The sequence below is a fragment of the Kribbella yunnanensis genome (assembly GCF_039529655.1).
GTDB lineage: Bacteria > Actinomycetota > Actinomycetes > Propionibacteriales > Kribbellaceae > Kribbella > Kribbella yunnanensis.
This window is the reverse complement of sequence record NZ_BAAANF010000022.1, coordinates 171144-190638: the sequence shown is the minus strand read 5'-3', so window position 1 is coordinate 190638 and position 19495 is coordinate 171144. Positions and strand designations below refer to the sequence as shown.

The 19495-nt window shown below is 67.7% G+C and carries 22 protein-coding genes; 10 read left to right on the top strand and 12 right to left on the bottom strand.

The genetic code is table 11. The features are described from left to right. Window positions 1-59: 59 nt before the first annotated feature. Genes ABD231_RS32705 through ABD231_RS32695 form a run of 3 tightly spaced genes read right to left on the bottom strand, consistent with a single transcriptional unit; the run spans window position 60 to window position 3378 of the window. Window positions 60-1091, bottom strand: coding sequence for an S-adenosylmethionine:tRNA ribosyltransferase-isomerase (locus ABD231_RS32705; RefSeq protein ID WP_344160726.1), 1032 nt, complete (start codon window positions 1089-1091; stop codon window positions 60-62). After that, window positions 1088-1807: an SDR family NAD(P)-dependent oxidoreductase gene (locus ABD231_RS32700; protein WP_344160719.1), complete on the bottom strand. Its 720-nt coding sequence runs from the start codon at window positions 1805-1807 to the stop codon at window positions 1088-1090. The genes ABD231_RS32705 and ABD231_RS32700 overlap by 4 nt, the downstream gene beginning before the upstream one ends. 23 nt (window positions 1808-1830) lie before the next feature. Then, window positions 1831-3378: an FAD-binding oxidoreductase gene (locus tag ABD231_RS32695; RefSeq protein WP_344160716.1), complete on the bottom strand. Its 1548-nt coding sequence runs from the start codon at window positions 3376-3378 to the stop codon at window positions 1831-1833. Between the two features lie 116 nt (window positions 3379-3494). Here ABD231_RS32695 and ABD231_RS32690 point away from each other — a divergent pair, with 116 nt between their 5' ends. The 3 genes from ABD231_RS32690 to ABD231_RS32680 are packed head-to-tail and all read left to right on the top strand — an operon-like array spanning window position 3495 to window position 6581. Continuing rightward, window positions 3495-4115 (top strand): TetR/AcrR family transcriptional regulator, encoded by a 621-nt coding sequence (locus ABD231_RS32690; RefSeq protein WP_344161691.1) that lies wholly within the window; start codon window positions 3495-3497, stop codon window positions 4113-4115. After that, a complete protein-coding gene (locus ABD231_RS32685) occupies window positions 4112-5647 on the top strand; it encodes a glycerol-3-phosphate dehydrogenase/oxidase (RefSeq protein WP_344160713.1) in 1536 nt (511 codons plus the stop codon). The genes ABD231_RS32690 and ABD231_RS32685 overlap by 4 nt, the downstream gene beginning before the upstream one ends. Before the next feature lie 43 nt (window positions 5648-5690). Then, window positions 5691-6581: a DUF4328 domain-containing protein gene (locus ABD231_RS32680; RefSeq protein WP_344160710.1), complete on the top strand. Its 891-nt coding sequence runs from the start codon at window positions 5691-5693 to the stop codon at window positions 6579-6581. On the opposite strand, the gene ABD231_RS32675 is transcribed toward ABD231_RS32680, so the two are convergent. Together ABD231_RS32675 and ABD231_RS32670 are read right to left on the bottom strand one after the other, a co-directional pair. Continuing rightward, window positions 6539-7324, bottom strand: a complete 786-nt coding sequence (locus ABD231_RS32675; RefSeq protein WP_344160707.1) for a protein phosphatase 2C domain-containing protein — start codon at window positions 7322-7324, stop codon at window positions 6539-6541. The two genes, ABD231_RS32680 and ABD231_RS32675, sit on opposite strands and share 43 nt — an antisense overlap. A 4-nt stretch (window positions 7325-7328) precedes the next feature. Then, the gene (locus tag ABD231_RS32670; protein WP_344160704.1) at window positions 7329-8225 is read right to left on the bottom strand and encodes an NAD-dependent epimerase/dehydratase family protein; all 897 of its coding nucleotides are present in this window, start codon (window positions 8223-8225) and stop codon (window positions 7329-7331) included. Window positions 8226-8378: 153 nt separating this feature from the next. On the opposite strand from ABD231_RS32670, the gene ABD231_RS32665 reads away from it, so the two are divergent. Next, window positions 8379-8942, top strand: a complete 564-nt coding sequence (locus tag ABD231_RS32665) for a pentapeptide repeat-containing protein (protein WP_344160701.1) — start codon at window positions 8379-8381, stop codon at window positions 8940-8942. Window positions 8943-9039: 97 nt separating this feature from the next. Here ABD231_RS32665 and ABD231_RS32660 read toward each other — a convergent pair whose 3' ends face one another. The 5 genes from ABD231_RS32660 to ABD231_RS32640 form a co-directional block, all read right to left on the bottom strand. Further along, complete coding sequence (locus ABD231_RS32660; protein WP_344160698.1) at window positions 9040-9699, bottom strand: VanZ family protein; 660 nt, start codon at window positions 9697-9699, stop codon at window positions 9040-9042. Window positions 9700-9888: 189 nt separating this feature from the next. After that, complete coding sequence (locus tag ABD231_RS32655; protein ID WP_344160695.1) at window positions 9889-10443, bottom strand: hypothetical protein; 555 nt, start codon at window positions 10441-10443, stop codon at window positions 9889-9891. Beyond that, the gene (locus tag ABD231_RS32650) at window positions 10440-11000 is read right to left on the bottom strand and encodes an RNA polymerase sigma factor (protein ID WP_344160692.1); all 561 of its coding nucleotides are present in this window, start codon (window positions 10998-11000) and stop codon (window positions 10440-10442) included. The genes ABD231_RS32655 and ABD231_RS32650 overlap by 4 nt, the downstream gene beginning before the upstream one ends. Window positions 11001-11051: 51 nt before the next feature. Further along, window positions 11052-11663: an FMN-binding negative transcriptional regulator gene (locus ABD231_RS32645; protein ID WP_344160689.1), complete on the bottom strand. Its 612-nt coding sequence runs from the start codon at window positions 11661-11663 to the stop codon at window positions 11052-11054. Between the two features lie 424 nt (window positions 11664-12087). Beyond that, window positions 12088-13296, bottom strand: a complete 1209-nt coding sequence (locus ABD231_RS32640) for an epoxide hydrolase family protein (protein ID WP_344160686.1) — start codon at window positions 13294-13296, stop codon at window positions 12088-12090. A gap of 75 nt (window positions 13297-13371) precedes the next feature. Between ABD231_RS32640 and ABD231_RS32635 the strand changes: the two genes are divergently transcribed. The 3 genes from ABD231_RS32635 to ABD231_RS32625 are packed head-to-tail and all read left to right on the top strand — an operon-like array spanning window position 13372 to window position 15907. Then, window positions 13372-14322 carry a threonine ammonia-lyase gene (locus ABD231_RS32635; protein ID WP_344160683.1) on the top strand — a complete coding sequence of 317 codons (951 nt, stop codon included), beginning with the start codon at window positions 13372-13374 and terminating at the stop codon, window positions 14320-14322. Between the two features lie 41 nt (window positions 14323-14363). Next, a complete protein-coding gene (locus ABD231_RS32630) occupies window positions 14364-15347 on the top strand; it encodes a GNAT family N-acetyltransferase (RefSeq protein ID WP_344160680.1) in 984 nt (327 codons plus the stop codon). A gap of 8 nt (window positions 15348-15355) precedes the next feature. Then, the gene (locus ABD231_RS32625; RefSeq protein ID WP_344160677.1) at window positions 15356-15907 is read left to right on the top strand and encodes a P-loop nucleotide/nucleoside kinase family protein; all 552 of its coding nucleotides are present in this window, start codon (window positions 15356-15358) and stop codon (window positions 15905-15907) included. Here the strand turns inward: ABD231_RS32625 and ABD231_RS32620 are convergent. Next, on the bottom strand, window positions 15857-16537 hold the full coding sequence (locus tag ABD231_RS32620) for a nucleotidyltransferase domain-containing protein (protein WP_344160674.1): 681 nt from the start codon (window positions 16535-16537) through the stop codon (window positions 15857-15859). The two genes, ABD231_RS32625 and ABD231_RS32620, sit on opposite strands and share 51 nt — an antisense overlap. Window positions 16538-16571: 34 nt before the next feature. Here ABD231_RS32620 and ABD231_RS32615 point away from each other — a divergent pair, with 34 nt between their 5' ends. Both ABD231_RS32615 and ABD231_RS32610 read left to right on the top strand, forming a co-directional pair. Next, window positions 16572-16958 carry a hypothetical protein gene (locus ABD231_RS32615; protein WP_344160671.1) on the top strand — a complete coding sequence of 129 codons (387 nt, stop codon included), beginning with the start codon at window positions 16572-16574 and terminating at the stop codon, window positions 16956-16958. Window positions 16959-17017: 59 nt separating this feature from the next. After that, window positions 17018-17491: an NUDIX hydrolase gene (locus ABD231_RS32610; protein WP_344160668.1), complete on the top strand. Its 474-nt coding sequence runs from the start codon at window positions 17018-17020 to the stop codon at window positions 17489-17491. 840 nt (window positions 17492-18331) lie between these two features. Here the strand turns inward: ABD231_RS32610 and ABD231_RS32605 are convergent. Then, window positions 18332-18970: a ribonuclease FAU-1 family protein gene (locus ABD231_RS32605; RefSeq protein ID WP_344160665.1), complete on the bottom strand. Its 639-nt coding sequence runs from the start codon at window positions 18968-18970 to the stop codon at window positions 18332-18334. 83 nt (window positions 18971-19053) lie between these two features. Between ABD231_RS32605 and ABD231_RS32600 the strand changes: the two genes are divergently transcribed. Further along, complete coding sequence (locus tag ABD231_RS32600) at window positions 19054-19461, top strand: NUDIX domain-containing protein (RefSeq protein WP_344160662.1); 408 nt, start codon at window positions 19054-19056, stop codon at window positions 19459-19461. Window positions 19462-19495: the final 34 nt, after the last annotated feature.

Sequence of the window (19495 nt, the reverse complement as noted above, 5' to 3'; positions counted from 1 at the left end):
CGATGAGCCCACGTGCTGTGGACAAGCGCGCCAGGCCGGGCAACGAGCCCGGTGAATCATCAGCGGAGGATCAGGCAGCTGTCCCCGAATTCGTGCCAGAGGTATCGCTCATGCAGAGCCGCGTCGTAGGCCTGCTGCACGGTGCCACCTCCCGCAACAGCCTCCAGGAGGAGAAGGTGCGAGGCCTCGGGAGCGTGCATCCCGGTGATGAGGCCGTCGACGACGACCGCGGGGTGGTCGGGTCCGAGGACGAGGTCGGTCCAGCCATGCGCGGCGACGACTGAACCGTCGGCCGCGACCGCTGACTCGATCGCCCGGACCGCAGTGGTTCCCACTGCCACGATGCGACCGCCGTTGCCCTTCACCCAGTTCACCAATCGTGCGGTGTGCTCGGGTACGTCGTACCGCTCGGGCAACGGCGGTTCGTGGCTCTCCAGCGAGGAGACGCCACAGTGCAGCGTGATCGGCGCGATCAACACGCCCTGAGCCGCCAGCCGGCTCACCAGCTCGAAACTGAACGGTCGTGCCGCACTGGGCATCTCGGCGCTGCCCGGGTCGCGGGCGAAGACAGTCTGGTACGACGCGATCGGCCACCGCTTGTTCACGTAGCTATAGGTGATCGGGCGGCCATGCCGATGCAGGTAACCGACCATGTCCGTCACCGGCGGCTTGGCTCGCCACAGGCGGTTGGACTCGGACTGATGCGGAGCCAGCAGCGTGAGGATGCCGCGTGGCAGCTCCACCTGGTCACCGGCCGAACCGCCGAACATCGGGGTACCCCCGTTGCGTAGCTCGACCACCCAGTTGCCGTCGTCGAGCGCGGTGGAGAAGTGCACGACCACCGGGGCGACTCCGGCACCTGTGATCCAGTTGCCGTCCACTGCGGCCGGCAGCGTCGCGGAAGTGTTCACCAGCAACAGATCGCCGGGTCGCAGGTGATCACCGATCCGATCGAAGCGGGTGTGCGTGACGGTCGACCCCTCCGCGACCAGCAGCTTCACCTGATCCCGCGACAGCCCTCTGGCCTCTGGTGGCTCGCTGGCGTTGAGTGAATCAGGCAGGACGAATCTCGTGTGTGGATGGACCGTCACGGTGTCACCGCCGGCGCGAACTCCGCGGCCCGGTAGCGACCACTCGTCGGCCGCTGGTCCAGCAACGCCAGAAACGCCGGTACGACGGTCGCGGGCTCTGGCCGGTCCGAGATGTCCTCACCGGGGAATGCGGCCTGGTGCATCGCCGTACGGAGGTCACCCGGGTCAACGGCGTACACGGCCAGCGACGGGTGCTCTGCCCCGAGTACTCGGGACGCGTGGTCGAGTGCTGCCTTGGCCGAGCCATAGCCGCCCCAGGTTTCGTAGGGCTCGACTGCGGCATCGGAACTGATGTTGACGACCACACCGCTCGCCGCAGTGAGCGCGGGAAGCAGAGCCTGGGTCAGAGCGACAGGTGCGATCACATCGACCTCGTAGACGCGACGGAGCTCGTCGAGGTCCGCAGAGCCCAACGCCTGCAGCGGACTGGGCCCGAGGTAGCTCGCGTTGTTGATCAGCAGGTCGAGGCGGCCGAGCTCGCCGATGACGTCGGCCAGATCGGCGCGGTGCTGTGGATCGGTCACGTCACCGGCCAGCGGTACGACGTCGGTGCGATCGGCCAGCGCGTCGGCGGCGTCCTTGAGTGCGTCGGCACCGCGGGCGTCGATCACCAGCGCCCAGCCCCGATCGGCCAGCCCGTGGGCCAGCGCGAGTCCGAGGCCGGCCGAGGCACCGGTGATGAGAGCGACAGGACGGTTGGCGGGTTCAGGAGTCATGCCCGCAACTGTCCAACTTCAAGTTAACTTGAGGTCAAGAGGATCCCCGGATTCAGGACGCCCGCCGGATCCAGCACGCCCTTGACCGCCTGCAACAGCTCGACCGCCAACGGGCCGATCTCGGCCGCATACGCCTCGCGGTGATCCGTGCCGACGCCATGGTGGTGGCTGATCGTGCCGCCCGCTTCAGCGATCGCAGCGTTCGCAGCGAGTTTCGCCTGCCGCCACTGGTCGATCGGCTCAGGAGTCTGCGCGCAGATGACGGTGAAGTAGAGCGATGCACCGGTCTCGTACACATGCGACACATGACAGAGCACCAGCGGCGGAGTGCCTTGCGCACTGAGCGACTTGACCAGTGCCTCGGTCACAGCGGCCTTCAGTGCGGGGATGCGCGACCAGAACCCAGCAGTCTCGAGTGTTTCGACCAGTGCGCCTTCATCAAGCAACGGATCCCGCAGGTACGGCGCCTTGTACCGCCCGACCCGCCAGGCCTCGCCTGATTCCGCACCAAGGTTCTGACCACCTGCTGCGGTCAGCACGTCAGCAGTCGCCGGCTTGTACGGCCCGTCGAAACCGACAATCGCCAGTACGCCGCCTGGTCCATCCGGATGGTTGACCGCGGTCTCGGCCTCGTCCGACAACCGGAGCACGGTCGGCAACGGCCCGTCCTGCGCCAGTCGCCGTACGGCGGTCAGTCCGGCCTCGAAGGTGTCGAATCGCCAGCCCTCGAAGTGCCGCTCCTGCGGCCGCGGGCGGATCCGCACGACGACCGAGGTGATGATGCCGAAGGCTCCTTCGGATCCGAGCACCAGTTGGCGAAGATCCGGACCGGCTGCCGACATCGGCGCCCGGCCGAGCTCGACCGTGCCGCGCGGAGTCGCCAGCGTCAGCCCGACCACCATCTGGTCGAACCGGCCGTAGCCCGCGGACGACTGCCCGCTCGACCGAGCGGCGGCGTACCCACCGATGCTCGCGCCTTCGTAGGACTGCGGGAAGTGCCCGAGCGTGTAGCCGTGCTTCGCGAGCAGCGCCTCGGCCGCCGGACCACGCACGCCGGCCTGCAGCGTCGCTGTCCGCGAGATGTCGTCGACCTCGAGCAGTTGATCCAGCCGGCGCAGGTCCACGGTCACGAACCGCCGGGACGCCGCGAGCCCGCCGACCACCGACGTACCGCCCGAGTAGGGCACGACAGCGAGGTCGTGCTCGGCGCAAGCGGCCAGCAACGCCAGGACCTGGTCATGGTCAGCCGGGAAGATGACTGCGTCCGGCATGTCTGAAGTGTCACCGGCGCGATGCCGCAGCAGGTCAGGTGTCGAGTACCCACGGGTGTGCGCCCAGCGCGCGGTCAGGTCGGTCGCGACGTGCTCTGCGCCGACAACCTCGGTCAGGACAGCCACCTGCTGAGGCGTCAGCCCCGGGCGGTCCGCCGGATCCACCGGCCCGGACTCAGGTCGCCGTACGCCGAGGTGGTGCAGCGCGGCGAGCGCCGGAGCCGGCACCTCGACCGAGACCTCCGGATCACCCCAGCGCCCTGGCGTGAGTTGCACCACCGGCAAGTCTGATTCGGTCATTGCAGGCTCCCCATGAGTGGTTCGGCGGGGTAGCGTCGTGAGCAGATGAAACCCCTGATCCCACCTGCCCACGACGGTTCCTCGGCGTCAAAGTCGCTGATACACTATGACGCGTGATGTCTCAGCGTAGCAGCGAATCAGGGTCCGAGACCAGTAGCCGTCCCACGCCCGCGAACGCGATCGGCGAGGAGCGGATCCTGGACGCGGCGTACGAACTGCTGCTCGCGATCGGGATGCGCCGGATGACGATGGCCGATATTGCCCGGCACGCGGAGGTCTCCCGCGCCACCCTCTATCGCCGCTGGCCGAATGTGCAGGCCGTGGTCGCCGCCTTGATGACCCGCGAGTGGACGACCGCGCTGATGTCGGCCTTCCAGCCGGATGCCGCCGACGGTCGCACCCGCCTGGTCGAGGGCGTGGTGGAGGTCGTCGCGCACACCCGCACGCACCCACTGATGCGCAAGATCATCGAACTGGACCCCGAGTTCCTCACGCCATACCTGCTCGAGCGCCGTGGCAGCAGCACGGTCGCGCACCTGGCGCTGGTCGAAGAGGGCATCAAGGCCGGGCAGGCGGACGGTTCGATCCAGGGCAGTGACCCGGTCTGGCTGGCTCGTCAGATCATCCTGGTCGCGCTCGCGTCGGCCGTGTCCGGTCCGGTGATGGCGTCGAAGGAGGAGTACCCGAAGCTCGACGAGCAGCTCCGCGACATGCTCACCAAGTACCTGACGCCATGATCGCCTCGATCGGCAACGCGAGCCTGAATGCGGCTCGCCGGATCCGTGAGCTCGACTGGCTGGCGACAACCGGCAAGGTCGACGTACTGGTCGTCGGCGGTGGCGTGACCGGTGCCGGCGTCGCGCTGGACGCGGCTGCTCGCGGTCTGACCGTTGCCCTGGTGGAGAAGCACGACCTCGCCTTCGGGACCAGCCGATGGAGCTCGAAGCTCGTGCACGGCGGCCTGCGCTATCTGGCCTCCGGCCATGTGGGCATCGCGTACGAGAGTGCGGTCGAGCGCGGGATCCTGATGAAGACGACCGCGCCGCATCTCGTCCATCCGGTTCCACAGCTCGCGCCTTGGTTGCCGCAGGCAAAGACTTCGCAGGCGGCGCTGTTGCGCGGCGCGTTCCTCGGTGGCGACATCCTGCGCACGTTCGCGCGGACCAGCGACGACTACCTGCCGCGCTCGCGTCGCGTCAGCTCGGCCGAGGTCATGCGCTACGCGCCGACACTGCGGCCGGAGGGACTGCGCGGCGGCTTCGTCACCTGGGACGGCCAGCTGTACGACGACGCTCGCCTGGTGGTCGCCATCGCCCGGACGGCCGCGCAGTACGGCGCTCGCGTGCTGACCCGAGTTGCCGCAACCGAGGTGACCGGGCAAGGCGCCGTACTGGTCGACCAGCTGACCGGCAACCGGATCAACGTGGACGCGACGGTGGTGATCAACGCAGCTGGCATCTGGGCCGGCCAGATCACCGACGGCATCAAGCTCAGGCCCAGTCGCGGTACGCATCTGGTTCTTCCGCAGGCTGCCTTCGGCGGACTGTCCGCGGTGCTGACCGTGCCGGTGCCGGGGGAGCTGCGCCGGGTGGTGATGGCGATTCCCGCGCCGGATGATCGCGTGTACGTCGGGCTGACCGATGAGGACGCGCCTGGTCCGGTGAGCGACGTACCGCGGGCGACCGACGGTGAGATCGACTTCCTCCTCGACACCATCAACCGTGCGGTGCAGACGCCGCTCACCCGCGCCGACCTGCTCGGCACGTACGCCGGACTGCGTCCACTGCTCGACACCGGGCACGGCAACAAGACCGCTGACATCTCGCGCCGGCATGCCGTGATCACCGGACCGGACGGGTTGGTGACCATCGTCGGTGGCAAGCTGACCACCTACCGCCGGATGGCGCAGGACGCACTCGACACCGCGCTCGCGCAGTCCACACTCAGCACCCGCCGCCCCTGCGTGACGCACCGGATTCCACTGGTCGGTGCGGCCGACCGGGTCCGGCTGGCATCGGTGGCCGCTCCGGCGCGGTTCGTCCAGCGGTACGGCGTCGAGGCGCCCCAGGTGATCTCCGCACCCGGCGCAGCGCTCGACCCGGTCGCGCCGGGGCTCAGGACGACGTACGCGGAACTGCTGTTCGCGGTGCGGCACGAGGGTGCGCTCGACGAGAACGACGTACTAGACCGGCGGACCCGGATCGGACTGTCCGCCACCGACCGGGAGCTGGCGCTGCCTGCGGTCCGGGAGGCGTTTGCGGCCGTCTGATCGATCCTTTCCCGGGATACCGTTGCTGCCGGGGAGGATGACGATGACTCAGCCGTACTATCCGGTGCCGCGGCACGGGCCGTACCAGGTGCTGCCGCCGCGCTACCGGCAGCTGCGCACGTTCGCGCTGGTCGCCATCGCGCTGATGGTGCTGACCGCGCTGATCACCGTGCTGCAGTCGGTACTGATGTGGCGCTCGTACGACGAGGTCAAGAACTTCATCTTCCTGAACCTCACCGAGGAGGAGTTCGAGAGCGCGACGCGCACCATCGCCGGCAGCAGCTGGCTGGTCAACATCCTCGCCTACCTGCTGCTCGGGACGGCCATCGCTTACCTGCTCTGGCTCTGGTACGCCCGCGAGAACAGCGACTTCCTGAACTCCGCACTGGCACCACGCCCGCCGGCCAACCCCCTGCCACCCGGCCAGGGTCTGCACCGGCGGAGTGCGGGCTGGGTGATCGGAGCGTGGTTCTGCCCGGGCGTCCAGTTCTGGTACCCGCTCCAGCTCGTCCAGGACATCGTGCGAGCCAGCGAACCGCTCGAGCAGCCGGGGGCATCCAACAGCCAGCAGATCCGCGCACTGCTCTACAGCTGGTGGGCGGCCTGGGTCGGCTACTGGGTGATCATCCTCGCCGGACTGCTCACCGCGACCATCGGCACGTTCGCCTTCTTCGTCCAGGTGGTCGAGTCCGCCGACAACCGCGACCGGACCGACGAGTTCTACGGCTTCCAGGACGTCATGGTCAAGATCGCTCTCTGGGTCGACATCGGCTTCTCGGTCGCCGCACTGCTGCTGATTGTCGCGACTGTGTCCATGACGCTGCTCATGTACCAGGTCAACCAGTGGCAGCAGCAGCGCGCCACCCCGCCGCCGATGCCGCCGGTTCAGGACTACCGGCCGCCGGGATTCCCGTCGTACCGGCCGCTGTCGTAGAGCACGACGGCGGTCGCATCGTCGTACCGCTTCCACCGGATCGTTTCCGCGGCCTCGTCGTACGCGCGGACTCGCCGGATGAGCGCTGCGGGTCCCTCGGTCGTGAGCACGGTCATCAGGTCGTCCCAGCTCCGGCCGTAGTGCTCGGCGTACCGGGAGGCGCCATCACTCAGTACGCCGATCGCCGCGACCTCGCCGCGATCCGTCGCACCGGTGACTGCCTCGTAGGCCGCCGACGGGTCAGTGCTCGCCACCCAGAAGCCGTCCGGGGCGTTTCGGAGCCGGCGGACGCTCTCCACTGTTCGCTCGGGTAACTGCTCGAGCCGATCGTCACTGTGGACAGTCACGGCGTGTTCAGGTGCGCGGTAGACGACTGGTGAGTCAGCCAGCACCAGATGCTCGACGCAGTCCGGGCGGACTCGCACCATGGCGACTGTGGACGACGGACTGTCCCGGTTGGTGAGGTCGCAGGTGTGCGTGTGCTCCGCGCCGACCGCAGCGATCGACTCCGCCAGTACGTCGGCCAGTGGCGCCGTGGACGCGGTCAGCAGGGGCGGGGCGACGTACCTGGCTAATCGACCGACCAGCCAGGCCACCGTGTGTCGGCAGCCGGAGTCGATGCCCGGGAATGGAGTGGCGCCGTCGAACACCACTGCGAAGTCAGGGCCGGTCAGAACGAGGTCTTCGTTCACTGCGGGCGGTTGGCGATCCGGTGCGGGCTGACAGCTCGAGCGAATCTCCACGTGGTCAGTCTGCCCGCGGAGCGGCCCAGCTGTCGGCGAGTGACTGCTCGAGGGCGATCTTGGGCGACCATCCGATCCGCTCACCGATCAGTCCGATATCGGCCTGCTGCCAGGGATCACCCAGTGCGCCGTCCTGCGTCGGGTCGTCGACGATCCGGGCCGGCTGACCGCTCAGCTCGAACAACTGACCGGCCACGTCACGGGCCAGCGTCGCCCGGCCGCTGCCGACATTCAGCACCGCGGGCAGCTTGGCGTCGGTCAAGGCGACCGCGACCACCGCCTCGGCGACATCCCGGACATCCACGAAGTCGCGCCAGACATCCAGCGATCCGACATGGATCTGCTGCTGCTCCCGGAGATCCGCGATCACTCGGCCGGTCACCGTCGTCACCGGCGCCCCTGGCCCGAGTACGTCGAAGATCCGCAGTACGACGGCATCGGCGCCGTTGCGCTGGGCGCGGACGGCGAGCTCGGAGCCGGCCAACTTGGTCAGCCCATACGGACCGGCCGGCCGCAGCGCGGACCCCTCGGACTGACTCGCGCCATGCGGACCACCGCCGTACTCGGCCGATGCACCGAGCTGGACGAACCGCGCATGCCCGGCGCTGTCGCGGGTCGCGCCCAGCAGCGCCTCGACCGCGGTGACATTCGCGGCGACCAGGTCGGCCGGGTCACCGGAGGTCGCGCCGACCGCATTGATCACCACTGTTGGTTTGTAGAGGCCGATCTGGGTCTCCAGCGCGTACGAATGCATCGCCGCCAGGTCGCAGCGCAGGTGTGGCTCACCCCGATTCCGGCTCAGTCCGCGGTACTCGACGCCCCGATCGGCGAGCAGCGCACAGATCCGGCCGCCGAGGAATCCACTCGCGCCGAACACCATCACCCGCTCTGATCCGCTCACTCCTCCATCGTGCGGCCCGTAGTTGTCGGTCCGCTGAAGGCACCATCACAACCTGACTCGTAAGGATTACAACTGCCTGTCGGATGCGGGTGACATGGTGGGGCGATGGCGAGCCGACAGGGTGGACACAGCGCGGTACCTACGGAGTCGACGGTGCGTGAGTGGGAGGATCCCGAGCCGTCCGGTGAGACATATCGGCGGGTGTTGTACATCGACACCGATCTGACCGAGGTGGACAACCGCGGCGGGGTGTTCGAGGAGTGCACGTTCCGCGGGGTCCGGTTCAACGCGTCGACGCACACCGACGCCGCCTTCGTGAACTGCACCTTCGTCCGGTGCTCGCTGTTCGACACCACCTTCACCGGGTGCAAGCTGGTCGGCAGCTTCTTCGACGACTGCACCTACAACCTGCTCAAGGTCTCCGGCGGCGACTGGTCGTTCACCGGTCTCCCCGGCGCGGATCTGCGCGGCGCGGAGTTCAACGGAGTGAAGCTCCGCGAGGCCGACCTGACCGGCATCCGGGCCGAGAAGGCCGTACTGCGGGACGTCGACCTCTCCGGTGCATCGCTCCAGCGAGCCGATTTCGCCAAGGCCGATCTGCGCGGTTCGGACCTGTCGACCCTCGACCCACTCACCGTCGGCCTGCGGGACGCGCGGATCGACTTAACCCAGGCGATGGTCGTGGCGACCGCTCTGGGGCTCGATGTACGGCCCTAGCCTGTGGATAACTTTACGTAGCTGAGTCGTCATCCCCCGGGTTACCCACAACTTGTGGATAACCTTCCGGATAACTCTCTGCTCGAACAGCGATCGCTCAGCGCGTCCTCACCACCGGCCGGAGTCCGTTCGCCGGTTTGGCGACCACCTGGACCGGTACCGGCCGGAGCGTGATGTGGTCCCGGCGCCGGTGTCGCGCCGGCGGTCGAGGCCGTACGACGACCATGGCCGCGTGCTCGACGACGTACGTGCTGGTGACCAGCTGACGGCGTCGAACGATGGACTGTACTCCAGCGACGAGCCCGACCCCGCAGAACGCACCGGCCGTGTTCGCGATCAGATCGTGCAGCTGGCAGGAGCGCCCGAGCTGCGGGATCAACGCCTGGACCGCCTCGACCGAGGCCGACAGCCCGATCCCAGCGGCGATCCCGTCACCCGGCCGACCGCTCGCCAGCGCCAGCGCCCCGGCGGCCGGGACGAACAACAGGACATTGAGCAGACCCTGGACCGAGGTCAGTCCACCGGTCGTGGCGAGATGGGTACCGCACTGACCGACCACCGTGCTGAACCGGTGCGGCGTCGGACTGAGCGTCGCCGCCAGCACCAGCGCGAACGCCGCCGGCATCCCGAAGGCTGCGAGGCGCGGGGGCAACGCCCCCGGCCGCCGCAGCGACGAGAGTGCGACCGGCAGTGCCATGCCGGTCAGCACGAGCCAGGTATCCAGTAGATGCGGGATGCCGCGATATGTCTCGAGCACTCGCCGGACCCTCCCGTGGTCGACCGCCAGACCCGATCTCTTCCTCCCCTCGACGATCTGCCGTCGCGTGCACCACCCGCCACCCTTGTCCGGACATCTGCACGCACCCGCAAACAACCCGTGACAATCCGAGCACAAACTGTCACGCCATGAAGGTGCCGAGGGCAACGATCTTTTGCGCTGGTGTGTCTAGCGGTCCACCAGCACGCAGGGGCCGAAACTCCCGGTCTGCGCACGTTTCGGCCCGGTGGTACCGCTGAACCTGCCGTCGTCGATCAGCTCGAGCAGCAGCGTGTGATCACGAAACTTCGCTGGATCGAGGATCAAGCTCAGTCGGACGTCGCCGGGCTTGGACGTGGCTACCTGAGCCGAGTTCAGCACCGCGCCTCGCACCTCGTGGATGACGGGTGCCGGAGTCCTGCGACACTTCTTGCCCGGCGGCAGGATCGTCACCTCCGCCCGGACACCAGCGGCTCGGATCCGCTTCTCGAGCCCTGCGGCATCGGTGAAGTTGTAGATCCGTACCCGGACCTTGCCGTCCGCCTCCGTCGTCACGGCGTAGGCCGGTGAGGTCGTCTGCTCACCACCGAGCATCGGTACGGCGACCGCCGTACCGGCCGCGAGTGTCAGGCAAGCGGCGACCCCGGCCAGCAGCCGCTTCGGGCGCTTGCGGCGGATGTCGACCGGCCGCTCGGCGACGACCGTGCGGAGCTCAGCCAGCAGTTTGTCTTCGAAGGTGTTCATGAGGTCATCTCCGTGGGAGTCGGTGCCAGATGGAGTGACTGCGACCTGAGCCGGCCACGCGCCCGGTGCAAGCGGACGCGGAACGCGGTGAGCCGGATGCCGAGCACCTGGGCAGCGTCGGCCGGGGAGAGGCCGTCGAGCGCGACCAACTCCAGCGCCGCGCGTTCACCGTCCGGTAACTCGTCCATCGCCCGCAGCAGCGCCCGCGCCGACGCCTCGGCGTCGATCCGCTCCTCCAGCCGGGTGACGTCGTCCGCGGTGAGCAGCCGCCGGCCCGAGATCCGCTGGTTTGCGCGCAGCTCGCGAGCATGCCGTCGCTTCTCCGCGGACACCACGTTCCGGGCGATCCCGTACAGCCACCCGACCGGCGTCCCGAGGTTCGCCCGGTACCCGGCCGCCGCGTCGATCGCCGCCAGGAACACATCCGCGGTCAGATCCGCAGCCAGGTACGGATCATCCACCCGCCGCGCCACGAACCGCTGGATCCGCTCGATGTGCTCGGTGTAGAACGCCTCGAACGCATCCGGGTCCCGCCCGATCTCGGCAATCTGAGTCACGTCCGTCCTTCCGTCGCAGTCGGAAGTACTTGGCCCGAGCGCTGCCCGACGTTACGTCCGATGCTCCTCGACCGCAGACGCCGCTTGCTCTTTCCCGTCCGCCCGCAATCCAGCGATCACCCCGTCCACATCCGCGGCCGACCGGTTCTGCGACAACTTCACCTTCGCCTCGACCCGCGTGATCGCGACCTCGACCCCGACGATCGCTCGCAACTGCCCGTTCACGAACTTCTCCGGCGCATCATCCACCGACCACGGCTCAGCGCGCGCCCCCTCATGCAGATCCGTCAACCGCCGTACGAGGTCGACGACCCAGACCGGATCGTCGTGCACGGTCAGTACGCCGTACACGTGCGCGGTCACGTAGTTCCAGGTCGGGACGACGCGCCCGTGCTCCCGCTTGGCGGCGTACCAACTGGGGGAGACGTACGAGTCCACCCCGCGCATGATCACCAGCGCCTCACCAATCACCGGCCGCTGCCACTGCTCGTTGTTCCGAGCAAGATGCCCCCGCAGCACCTTCCGCTCAGCGTCATACACAAACGGCAACATCGTCGCCAACAACCCGCCATCCGTCATCGTCACCAGATCAGCCGCCCCACGCCGACCCAACAACTCCTCAACCTCGTCATCCCCAGCACCAAAATGCGCAGGCACATACATCCAAACTCCCACCCTCGACCAACACCCCACCCTGCCCGCCTCCGGCAGTCCCGCCCAGATCCAATCCACCCCACCTTCAAACCCCAACCGGCCCACCCCCGCCCCTCCCGAGTCAACCGGACCACTCAGCCACACCCCCTTGAACCACCCGACCCACCACCACGCCCAACCACTCCGCCGCACCCTCCCGGCCCACCCACCACACCCGGCCACTCCGCCGCACCCTCCCGAACCACCCGGCCCACGCCACACCCAGGGTCAATCCGCCGCGCGCCCTCTCGAACCAGGAGGCCGCGCCCCGGGTGCCCGGTGATCGCGGACCGCCACCACTCATCAACCCCGGTGGCACCCCCGCCGCCACGCTCAACTGGCGGCCGATAACCGCCGCCGAAGGCGCTTGGTGAGTGTGGGCGGTCCGCCCCCTCTACCGCAGCCGGCGGAAGAAGTTCTGCAGGTCGCCGGCGAGCAGGTCGGGGACCTCCATTGCGGCGAAGTGGCCGCCGCGGTCGTACTCGGTCCAGTGCGTCATCGCGCCGGCCGGGTCGACCAGGCTCTTGATCGCCGTCTCCGCACCGAACACCGCGACACCGGTAGGTGGCGGGGTCGCCGTTCCCCAGGCAGCACCGGCTTCATCGGAACCCCAGTCGCCGCCGGACTGCTGGGCGAGCATCGCCTTCCACGCCTGCATGCCGTCGTACACGGCATGGGCTGACGAGGCACCTGAGCCGGTGAACCAGTACAGGCTCACGTTGGTCAGCAACTGGTCGCGGTCGACCGCCTCTTCCGGCAGTTTGTGCGCGGGGTCGGTCCACTCGGCGAACTTCTCCACGATCCAGGCAAGCTGCCCGATCGGCGAATCATTCAGCCCATACGCCAGCGTCTGCGGCCGCGTCGACTGCAGAGTCAGGTACCCGAGCCCATCCTCGAGATACCGATTGAAGGCCTCAGCTCGAGTCTTGTCCGACTCCGACAACCCCTCGGTCGACACCGGCCCACCGAACGGCGCCGCCGCGATCACACCGGCCAGATGCGCCCCAACCACGTGCGCGGCATCGATCATCGTCAACATCCCGGTCACGCCGGATCCGGCGTCGGTGCCATGCGCGGCGTACCGGTCATAGCCAAGCCGGCTCATCAGCTCGGCCCACATCTGCGCGACCCCGAACAGGTTGAACCCGGCCGGGCCGAGCGGGGTCGAGAACCCATACCCGGGCAGCGACGGTACGACGACATCGAAGGCGTCGGCCGCATTGCCGCCGTACGCGACCGGGTCGGTCAGCCGGCCGATCATCGCCTGGAACTCGACCGGCGACCCCGGCCAGCCGTGCGTCAGGATCAGCGGCAGGGCGTTCGGCTCGGCCGACTTCTGGTGGAAGAAGTGGATCCGCTGCCCGGCGATCTCGGTGGTGAACTGCGGGATCGAGTTCAGCGCGGCCTCGGCGGCGCGCCAGTCGTAGTCGTCGGCCCAGTACGCCGCGAGCTCCCGCAGGTAGCCGACCGGAACCCCGCGGCTCCAGTCGTCGACCGCCGGCGTGACCGGCCAGCGCGCCGACCGCAGCCGGGCCCGCAGGTCGTCGACCTCGGTCTGCGGGATCTCGATGGTGAAGGGCTGGATCTCCGTGTTTGTCGTCATGTCCCCAACGGTAGGAACAATTGCGGCGGGCTTGCTTCCGCAATTACTGCGACTTTCGCGTGAGATTCTGAGGCCGTGCCGACCCGCCTGGACACCGCCCGGATCCGTGCTGCCCGCGAGGTCATCGACCCGGTCTTCCTCGATACGCCGCTCTACGAATGCGAAGCGCTCGAACCGGAACTCGGCTGCTCGGTCAGCATCAAGCTCGAGACCGCGAACCCGGTCCGCAGCTTCAAGGGCCGCGGTACCGAACTCGTCGCCGCTCAACTGACCGGCGACGCCGCGGTCTGCGCCAGCGCCGGCAACCTCGGCCAGGCCCTCGCCTGGTCCGCCCGCAAACGCGGTCTCGACATCACCGTCGTCGCGTCCCGGTTCGCGACCCCCGCCAAACTCGACCGCATCCGCGCCCTCGGCGCGACCCTCGAATTGGTCGACGGCGACCACGAGCTGGCCCGGGACCGCGCCGCCGAGATCGCTCGCTCGACCGGCATCCGACTCGTCGAGGACAGCCTCGACCTCGAAACCTGCGAAGGCGCAGCCACAATCGGCCTGGAGTTGGTCGACATACCCTTCGACACCGTCCTCATTGCCCTCGGCGGCGGCGCGATGGCGACCGGCATCGGTCACGTCCTGAAGGACCTTGCCCCCGGCATCGAGGTCGTCTGCGTCCAACCGGCGGGCGCTCCGGCGATGACGTTGTCCTTCCGCGAGCAGCGCGTCGTCACCACCGAGTCCGCCAACACCATCGCGGACGGCGTCGCCGGCCGGCGCCCGATCCCCGAAGTACTGGCCGACCTCCTGCAGGTCGCCGATGACGCCGTACTAGTCGAAGAGTCGTCGATCATCGCCGGCGTCCGACTGCTCCACACCCACGCCGGCCTCGTCGCCGAACCCTCCGCCGCCCTAGGCCTGGCCGCCCTCCTCGAAAACCCCACCCGCTTCGCCGGCCGCCGAGTAGCCACCATCATCTGCGGCAGCAACGTGAACCCACCCGACCACCACCGCTGGATTCAGACCGACCGATAAACGCGTGGCGAGGACGAGCGGCAACCCATAGCGTGCGATGCATGTCCAAGGTTGTCGTGCCAGTGACCGTTCGCGACCTGACGCTCGAGGATCTGCCGACCTTGGGGGAGTCTCCATCAAAGCTCACGGCGATGGTCAAGGAACTGGCCCGCGCCCAGGTCGGCGAGGTCGACTACCTGGCCGTCTGCGGACCGTCCGGCCAACCGCTGGGCTACGGAGCCGTTGACTACACGAAGCCGGCCGGCGGAGCGACGATCTACCAACTCACAGTCCTGGGCCCGTTCCAGTCCTGCGGTATCGGCACGATCCTCATCAGAGCGCTCGAACACAACATCCGCGCCCGAGGCATCACCTTCGCCGAACTGGGCATCGACGACGCGAGCCCTCGCCCGCAAGCCCTGTATGAACGCCTCGGCTACACCGTCAGCGGCAGCGAACTCGGCGCGTGGGACATCGACACCCCCGACGGGCTGGCCCGCTACGAAACCACGATCACCCTCCTCCGCAAACAACTACTCCAGCCACCTGCCTTGGACTCTTTGGACTCCGCGCTCCCGCGGGACATCGTCCGTCAGCTCGATTCACCCCGCTCAGTGAGCCAGCTCGCCGACGATCTGCAGGTCACGGATGCGCGAGTGCTCTGGTACGTCGAGAAGCTGGCGGCGGCCGGTCTTGTCGCGCAAACGGACCATCTCTGGGTGCGAACGCCGCTGGGCGTCGACTACCTCGGTACGCCGCAACCAGCCACCGACGACGTCACCGTGCTCCCGGGGCGCACGACCTACGACTACCAACAGGCGTTCGCGGACTCGCAAGCCGGCATGTTCGGCCCCACCTTCGTCCAAGCCTCCGGCGAACACGGCGGCCGAGTCCCATACGCCCGCGCCGTCGAGTTCAACCAACGCCTCCAAGACCTGATCGCCGAGTACTTCGCCCCGGACCGCATCGACCGGTCCGCCACCCCGAAGTACGGCTTCCACTGGGTGTTGACCCCCACCGACCTACACCCACTCGACGAGGAGTGAACGCTCGTATGCGCGCCACTGTCTACTTGATCGTCGGCCTGCCCGGCGCGGGCAAAACCACGCACGCCAAACAATTGGAGCTCGAGGCCCCGGCCCTCCGCCTCACCACCGACGAGTGGCAGATCTTGTTATTCGACTACGAGAATCCGGAGGACCGGCGCGACCTCGTCGAAGGCAAGTTGATCGAGATCGGCATGCGCACCGCCCAGCTCGGTACCAACGTCATCCTCGACTTCGGCTTCTGGAGCAAGGACGAACGTACAGCCCTGCGCTGGATCGCCGCCGCCGTGGGCGCCCGATGCCAAGTCGTCTACCTCCCCATCGACGCCGAGGAACAACGCCAACGCATCATGCACCGGTTCACCACGACCCCCGACCAGACCTTCACCATCAGCGATGCCGAACTGGCCGAGTGGCGAACCGTCTTCGAACCCCCGGACCAAGCCGAACTAGACGGCACCCACCTCGCGCCCGCCCCACCGGACCACCCCACCTGGTCAGCCTGGGCCTCACACCGCTGGCCGTCCCTCCCCGAGCTCGCCGAGAACCCAGTCACATAAGAACAGCGCCACCTCGACCCGCCGCTCCGCGTCCGCCAGGAACAGTTCGCCGTACAGGCTCTCGACGTCCGGAGGTCCCGCCAGATCCCGAAGATGCGGCCGCACCGAGCTGTTCGGCGGCAACGGCCGGTCGTTCGCCGCCCACAGGCCTTCGATCAGAAACCAAGACGTAGTCGACGCAACAAACGCGGCCTTCAACAAGTCTCCGCCCGCGACAGCGACCCGGATCTTCTCCGCCGGATACCGAAGATTCCTCTCCAGCTCGGCTCGCTCCACCTCGGAGACCCGGTACCCCTCGAACCGCTGCACAGCCTGCTGCCGCAACCGCGACAGAACTCCAGCCGGGTCGTGGAGGATCCGCCCATCCAAGTACGCATACACGTGCATCGGAGCCTTCTCCAACGCCTCCCGAGCGCCCCGCTCATCGGCGTACCCCCACTCAACCGGCACCCCACCCCGCACCTCATGCAACGCCGGCCGACTCACCCCGTCCCCAAGAATCACCCGCAGATCGACATCAGTCCCCGCCAACGCATCCCCCCGAGCCACCGACCCCGTCAGCAGGACGCCCACCACCTCCTCGTCCCGCTGCGCCTCGGCAACAAGTTCCGCCACCAACTCTTCGTACATAGCCAACCTTCCGCATCACCGCGATGATGTGGTCGTGAGCAACGATCCGCGACTCGTGTTCCTGTTCGACGACTCCGAGGTGCACATCTTCCAGTCCCTCGCCGCTGCCGAAGGCTGGATGGAAGCAGCCGACGTCGTCGACGGCGAATACATCGCCGCCCTGACAGACACCGGCCAGGTCATCAGGATGACGACGACAGCCAACCACGAGGTCGTCCTCGAACTCACCGACGAAACCAACCCCACCAAGCTGCGCCAACTCCTGAGACAACACAGCGCCGAAGCCGGCCAACCAGACACCGACCTCGACCCCATCGACTTCGCCAACCGCGCCTGGCAACTCGAATGGGACACCCGTTGGCCCAAATGGCCCCGCTGGCTGGACAAACGACTCCACCCCCACGGCCCACCCCAGGCATAGAACGAATCCACGCCGTACGGCGGTCCGTTCTGTCGGACCGCCCTGGCAGTCTCCACTCCATGCCGATTCCAAGAGCAGCCGCCGTTGTCGTCGACGGTCCCCGCGCCCTCGTGATCAAGCGCTACCTGCGACACCAGTCAGCCGGCGCCTGCGTCATGTGCGAGGCCAGCGCCCACAACACTCCCGACTGCCCCGGCCACCACTACGCCGTACTACCCGGCGGCCACGTCGAACCAGGCGAGACCCCCGAGACAGCAGCCCTACGAGAGCTGACCGAGGAAACCACCCTCATCGCCCGAGTCGACCGCCTCCTGTGGACCGGCCAACACAACGGCAGACCCGCGTCGTACTTCCTGATGACCGAAGTCACCGGCACCCCAGCCCTGTCCGGCGACGAAGCCGAAGCCCAGACCCCCAACAACATCTCCGAACTGATGTGGGTCGGACCCGACAAGTTCGACGACCTGGGTCTCTACCCCGCCGACATCCGATCCCCACTGACCGACCTACTCGGTCCACCAACGCTTTCCTGATCACCTGTCGCCCCGACTTGTACTGTGGGAGCGGTGGACGTGCTAGGCATCGAGGTCGACCCGTCACTGCTTCAACGCTGGGCCGGCTGGCTCGCGCCGCCCCGTCAGCCCTTCTTCCTAACCCCCACCGAAGCGGCCGAACTCAAGCTCATACCCGAAAGCCCCGCCCTGTCACCCGAGCTCCGCGACACCTACGAGCTCTGGAACCTCGCCAATGACCTAGAAGTCGTCTGGCTCGACGAAGACGCGTTCCACGCTCAGCCGCGCGACGTACGCGCCGAGCTCATCCGAGCCCAGGCAAGACACGGCCGAGGAGCAGTACCCACCATCACCGATTGGGCGGACCTCCTCGACGCCCAGGTACTACGCGACCAGGCCGACGGACACCATTTCGTCTGGTGGCCAACCCTCGTCGAGCCTCACCGAGAAGCCGTCCTCAAACGAGTCGTCAGCGAATGGCAACACCCTTGCCAACGCCTGTCCGTACCCAACGAGATCTGGCACGCCGCCTCAGCCATCCTCCCCCAAGCCCAACCCCTCAGCGGAACCTTCGCCAAAGGCAGCAGAGGAAACCCCTCAGCCAACGGAAGCGCAACCTCTTGCTTCGCCACCCCCCGAAGGCCACGACGACCTCCCAGGAACCGTCCTCGTCTGGCGCAACCCCCAAGGCAACAACACCCACCAGCCGTAACCCTCGGAGCCGGCTGGGCCCTCCACAAACCAAGCCAAGAATGGCTAAGCCCCCACCAAGTCCTAACCGTCCAAGACCTAATCCAGCTAGCCCCACCAGGACTAACCCTCCACCGCCACACCCTGAACCAGCCAACCTGAAAGCGAAGGTCAGCCGAACGCCACCTCGGTGTCCCAGTACGGCGGCAGGTCGGCGGGTCGCCACGACGGGTCGGGACGGAAGTCCGTGTACCGGCCGTCGAACGGGAAGCGGCCGGCCTCGATGTCGCCGGTAATGCGCTCGCCGGCGGCGCGAATGCGATCCGCCTCGGCTGCCGTCCAGTACGCCGGATGGTCGACACGCTCGGCCAGTTCGTCCTCGTCCTTCAGCGACCAGTTGCGATCGGGCGCGACCAGGATGTCGAGCGCGTGATCGAGGACGTCGATCCCGGCCGACCAACGACGTACTGGCGACTCCAGGTTCACGTACCAGCCTTCGAACCGCATCTCCAGGTCGAAGAACCACCACACCGAATGGTCAGCCCCGGGTTCGGTGCGGATCAACACGTGCCGACCTTCCCACAGCCGCGGCCAAAGCATGGACGGCGTACGGTCCCGCTCCGCCAGCGACATCTTCCGAATCAACGCGCCGTCCCGAGTGCCCCGCAGCATGCAGTCCGACCCGGCCGCAGTCCAGGTCAGCAACGCCTCCGCGTCATCCCGCACGACCCGCGTAGTCTGCACCGCCGCAATCATCCCGTTGAGGTGCACATCCCGACGAGCAATCGACCGCCCAGCAGCAAAACCCATCGCGCCATCGTACGGCGACGCCGCGAGCGCTCACCCGCATCTTCCCGTCAGCACGAGAGTGCGCTCGCGCTTAGAGTGCCGCCATGGTTGCCCGGATCCCGATCTCAGTCGCTGTCCTTGTGCGCGACGGTCTCGTACTCCTCGTGCATCGCCATCCATCGCGTCGGTGGTATCCCGATTCCTGGAGCTTCTCCGCCGGCGGACATGTCGAGTCGGGCGAACTGCCTCACCAAGCCGTCAGTCGCGAATGCCTCGAAGAACTCGGTATCCACATCCACGACCCGCTACCCATCCCGATGACAGTCAGCGATCCGACCCTCGCCGTGCACGCGTTCCTCATCACGCGCTGGAACGGAGAACCTGTCAACGCCGCACCCGACGAGCACGACGACCTTCGCTGGTTCCGCCCCAGCGATCTCGCGAACCTGAAGATGGCCCACCCAGAGAGCCTGTCAGACCTCCAGAACGCCATCCAACGCGCAACCGGCTAGCCGCACCCACGAACAGTCACCGCGGGCGCCACCC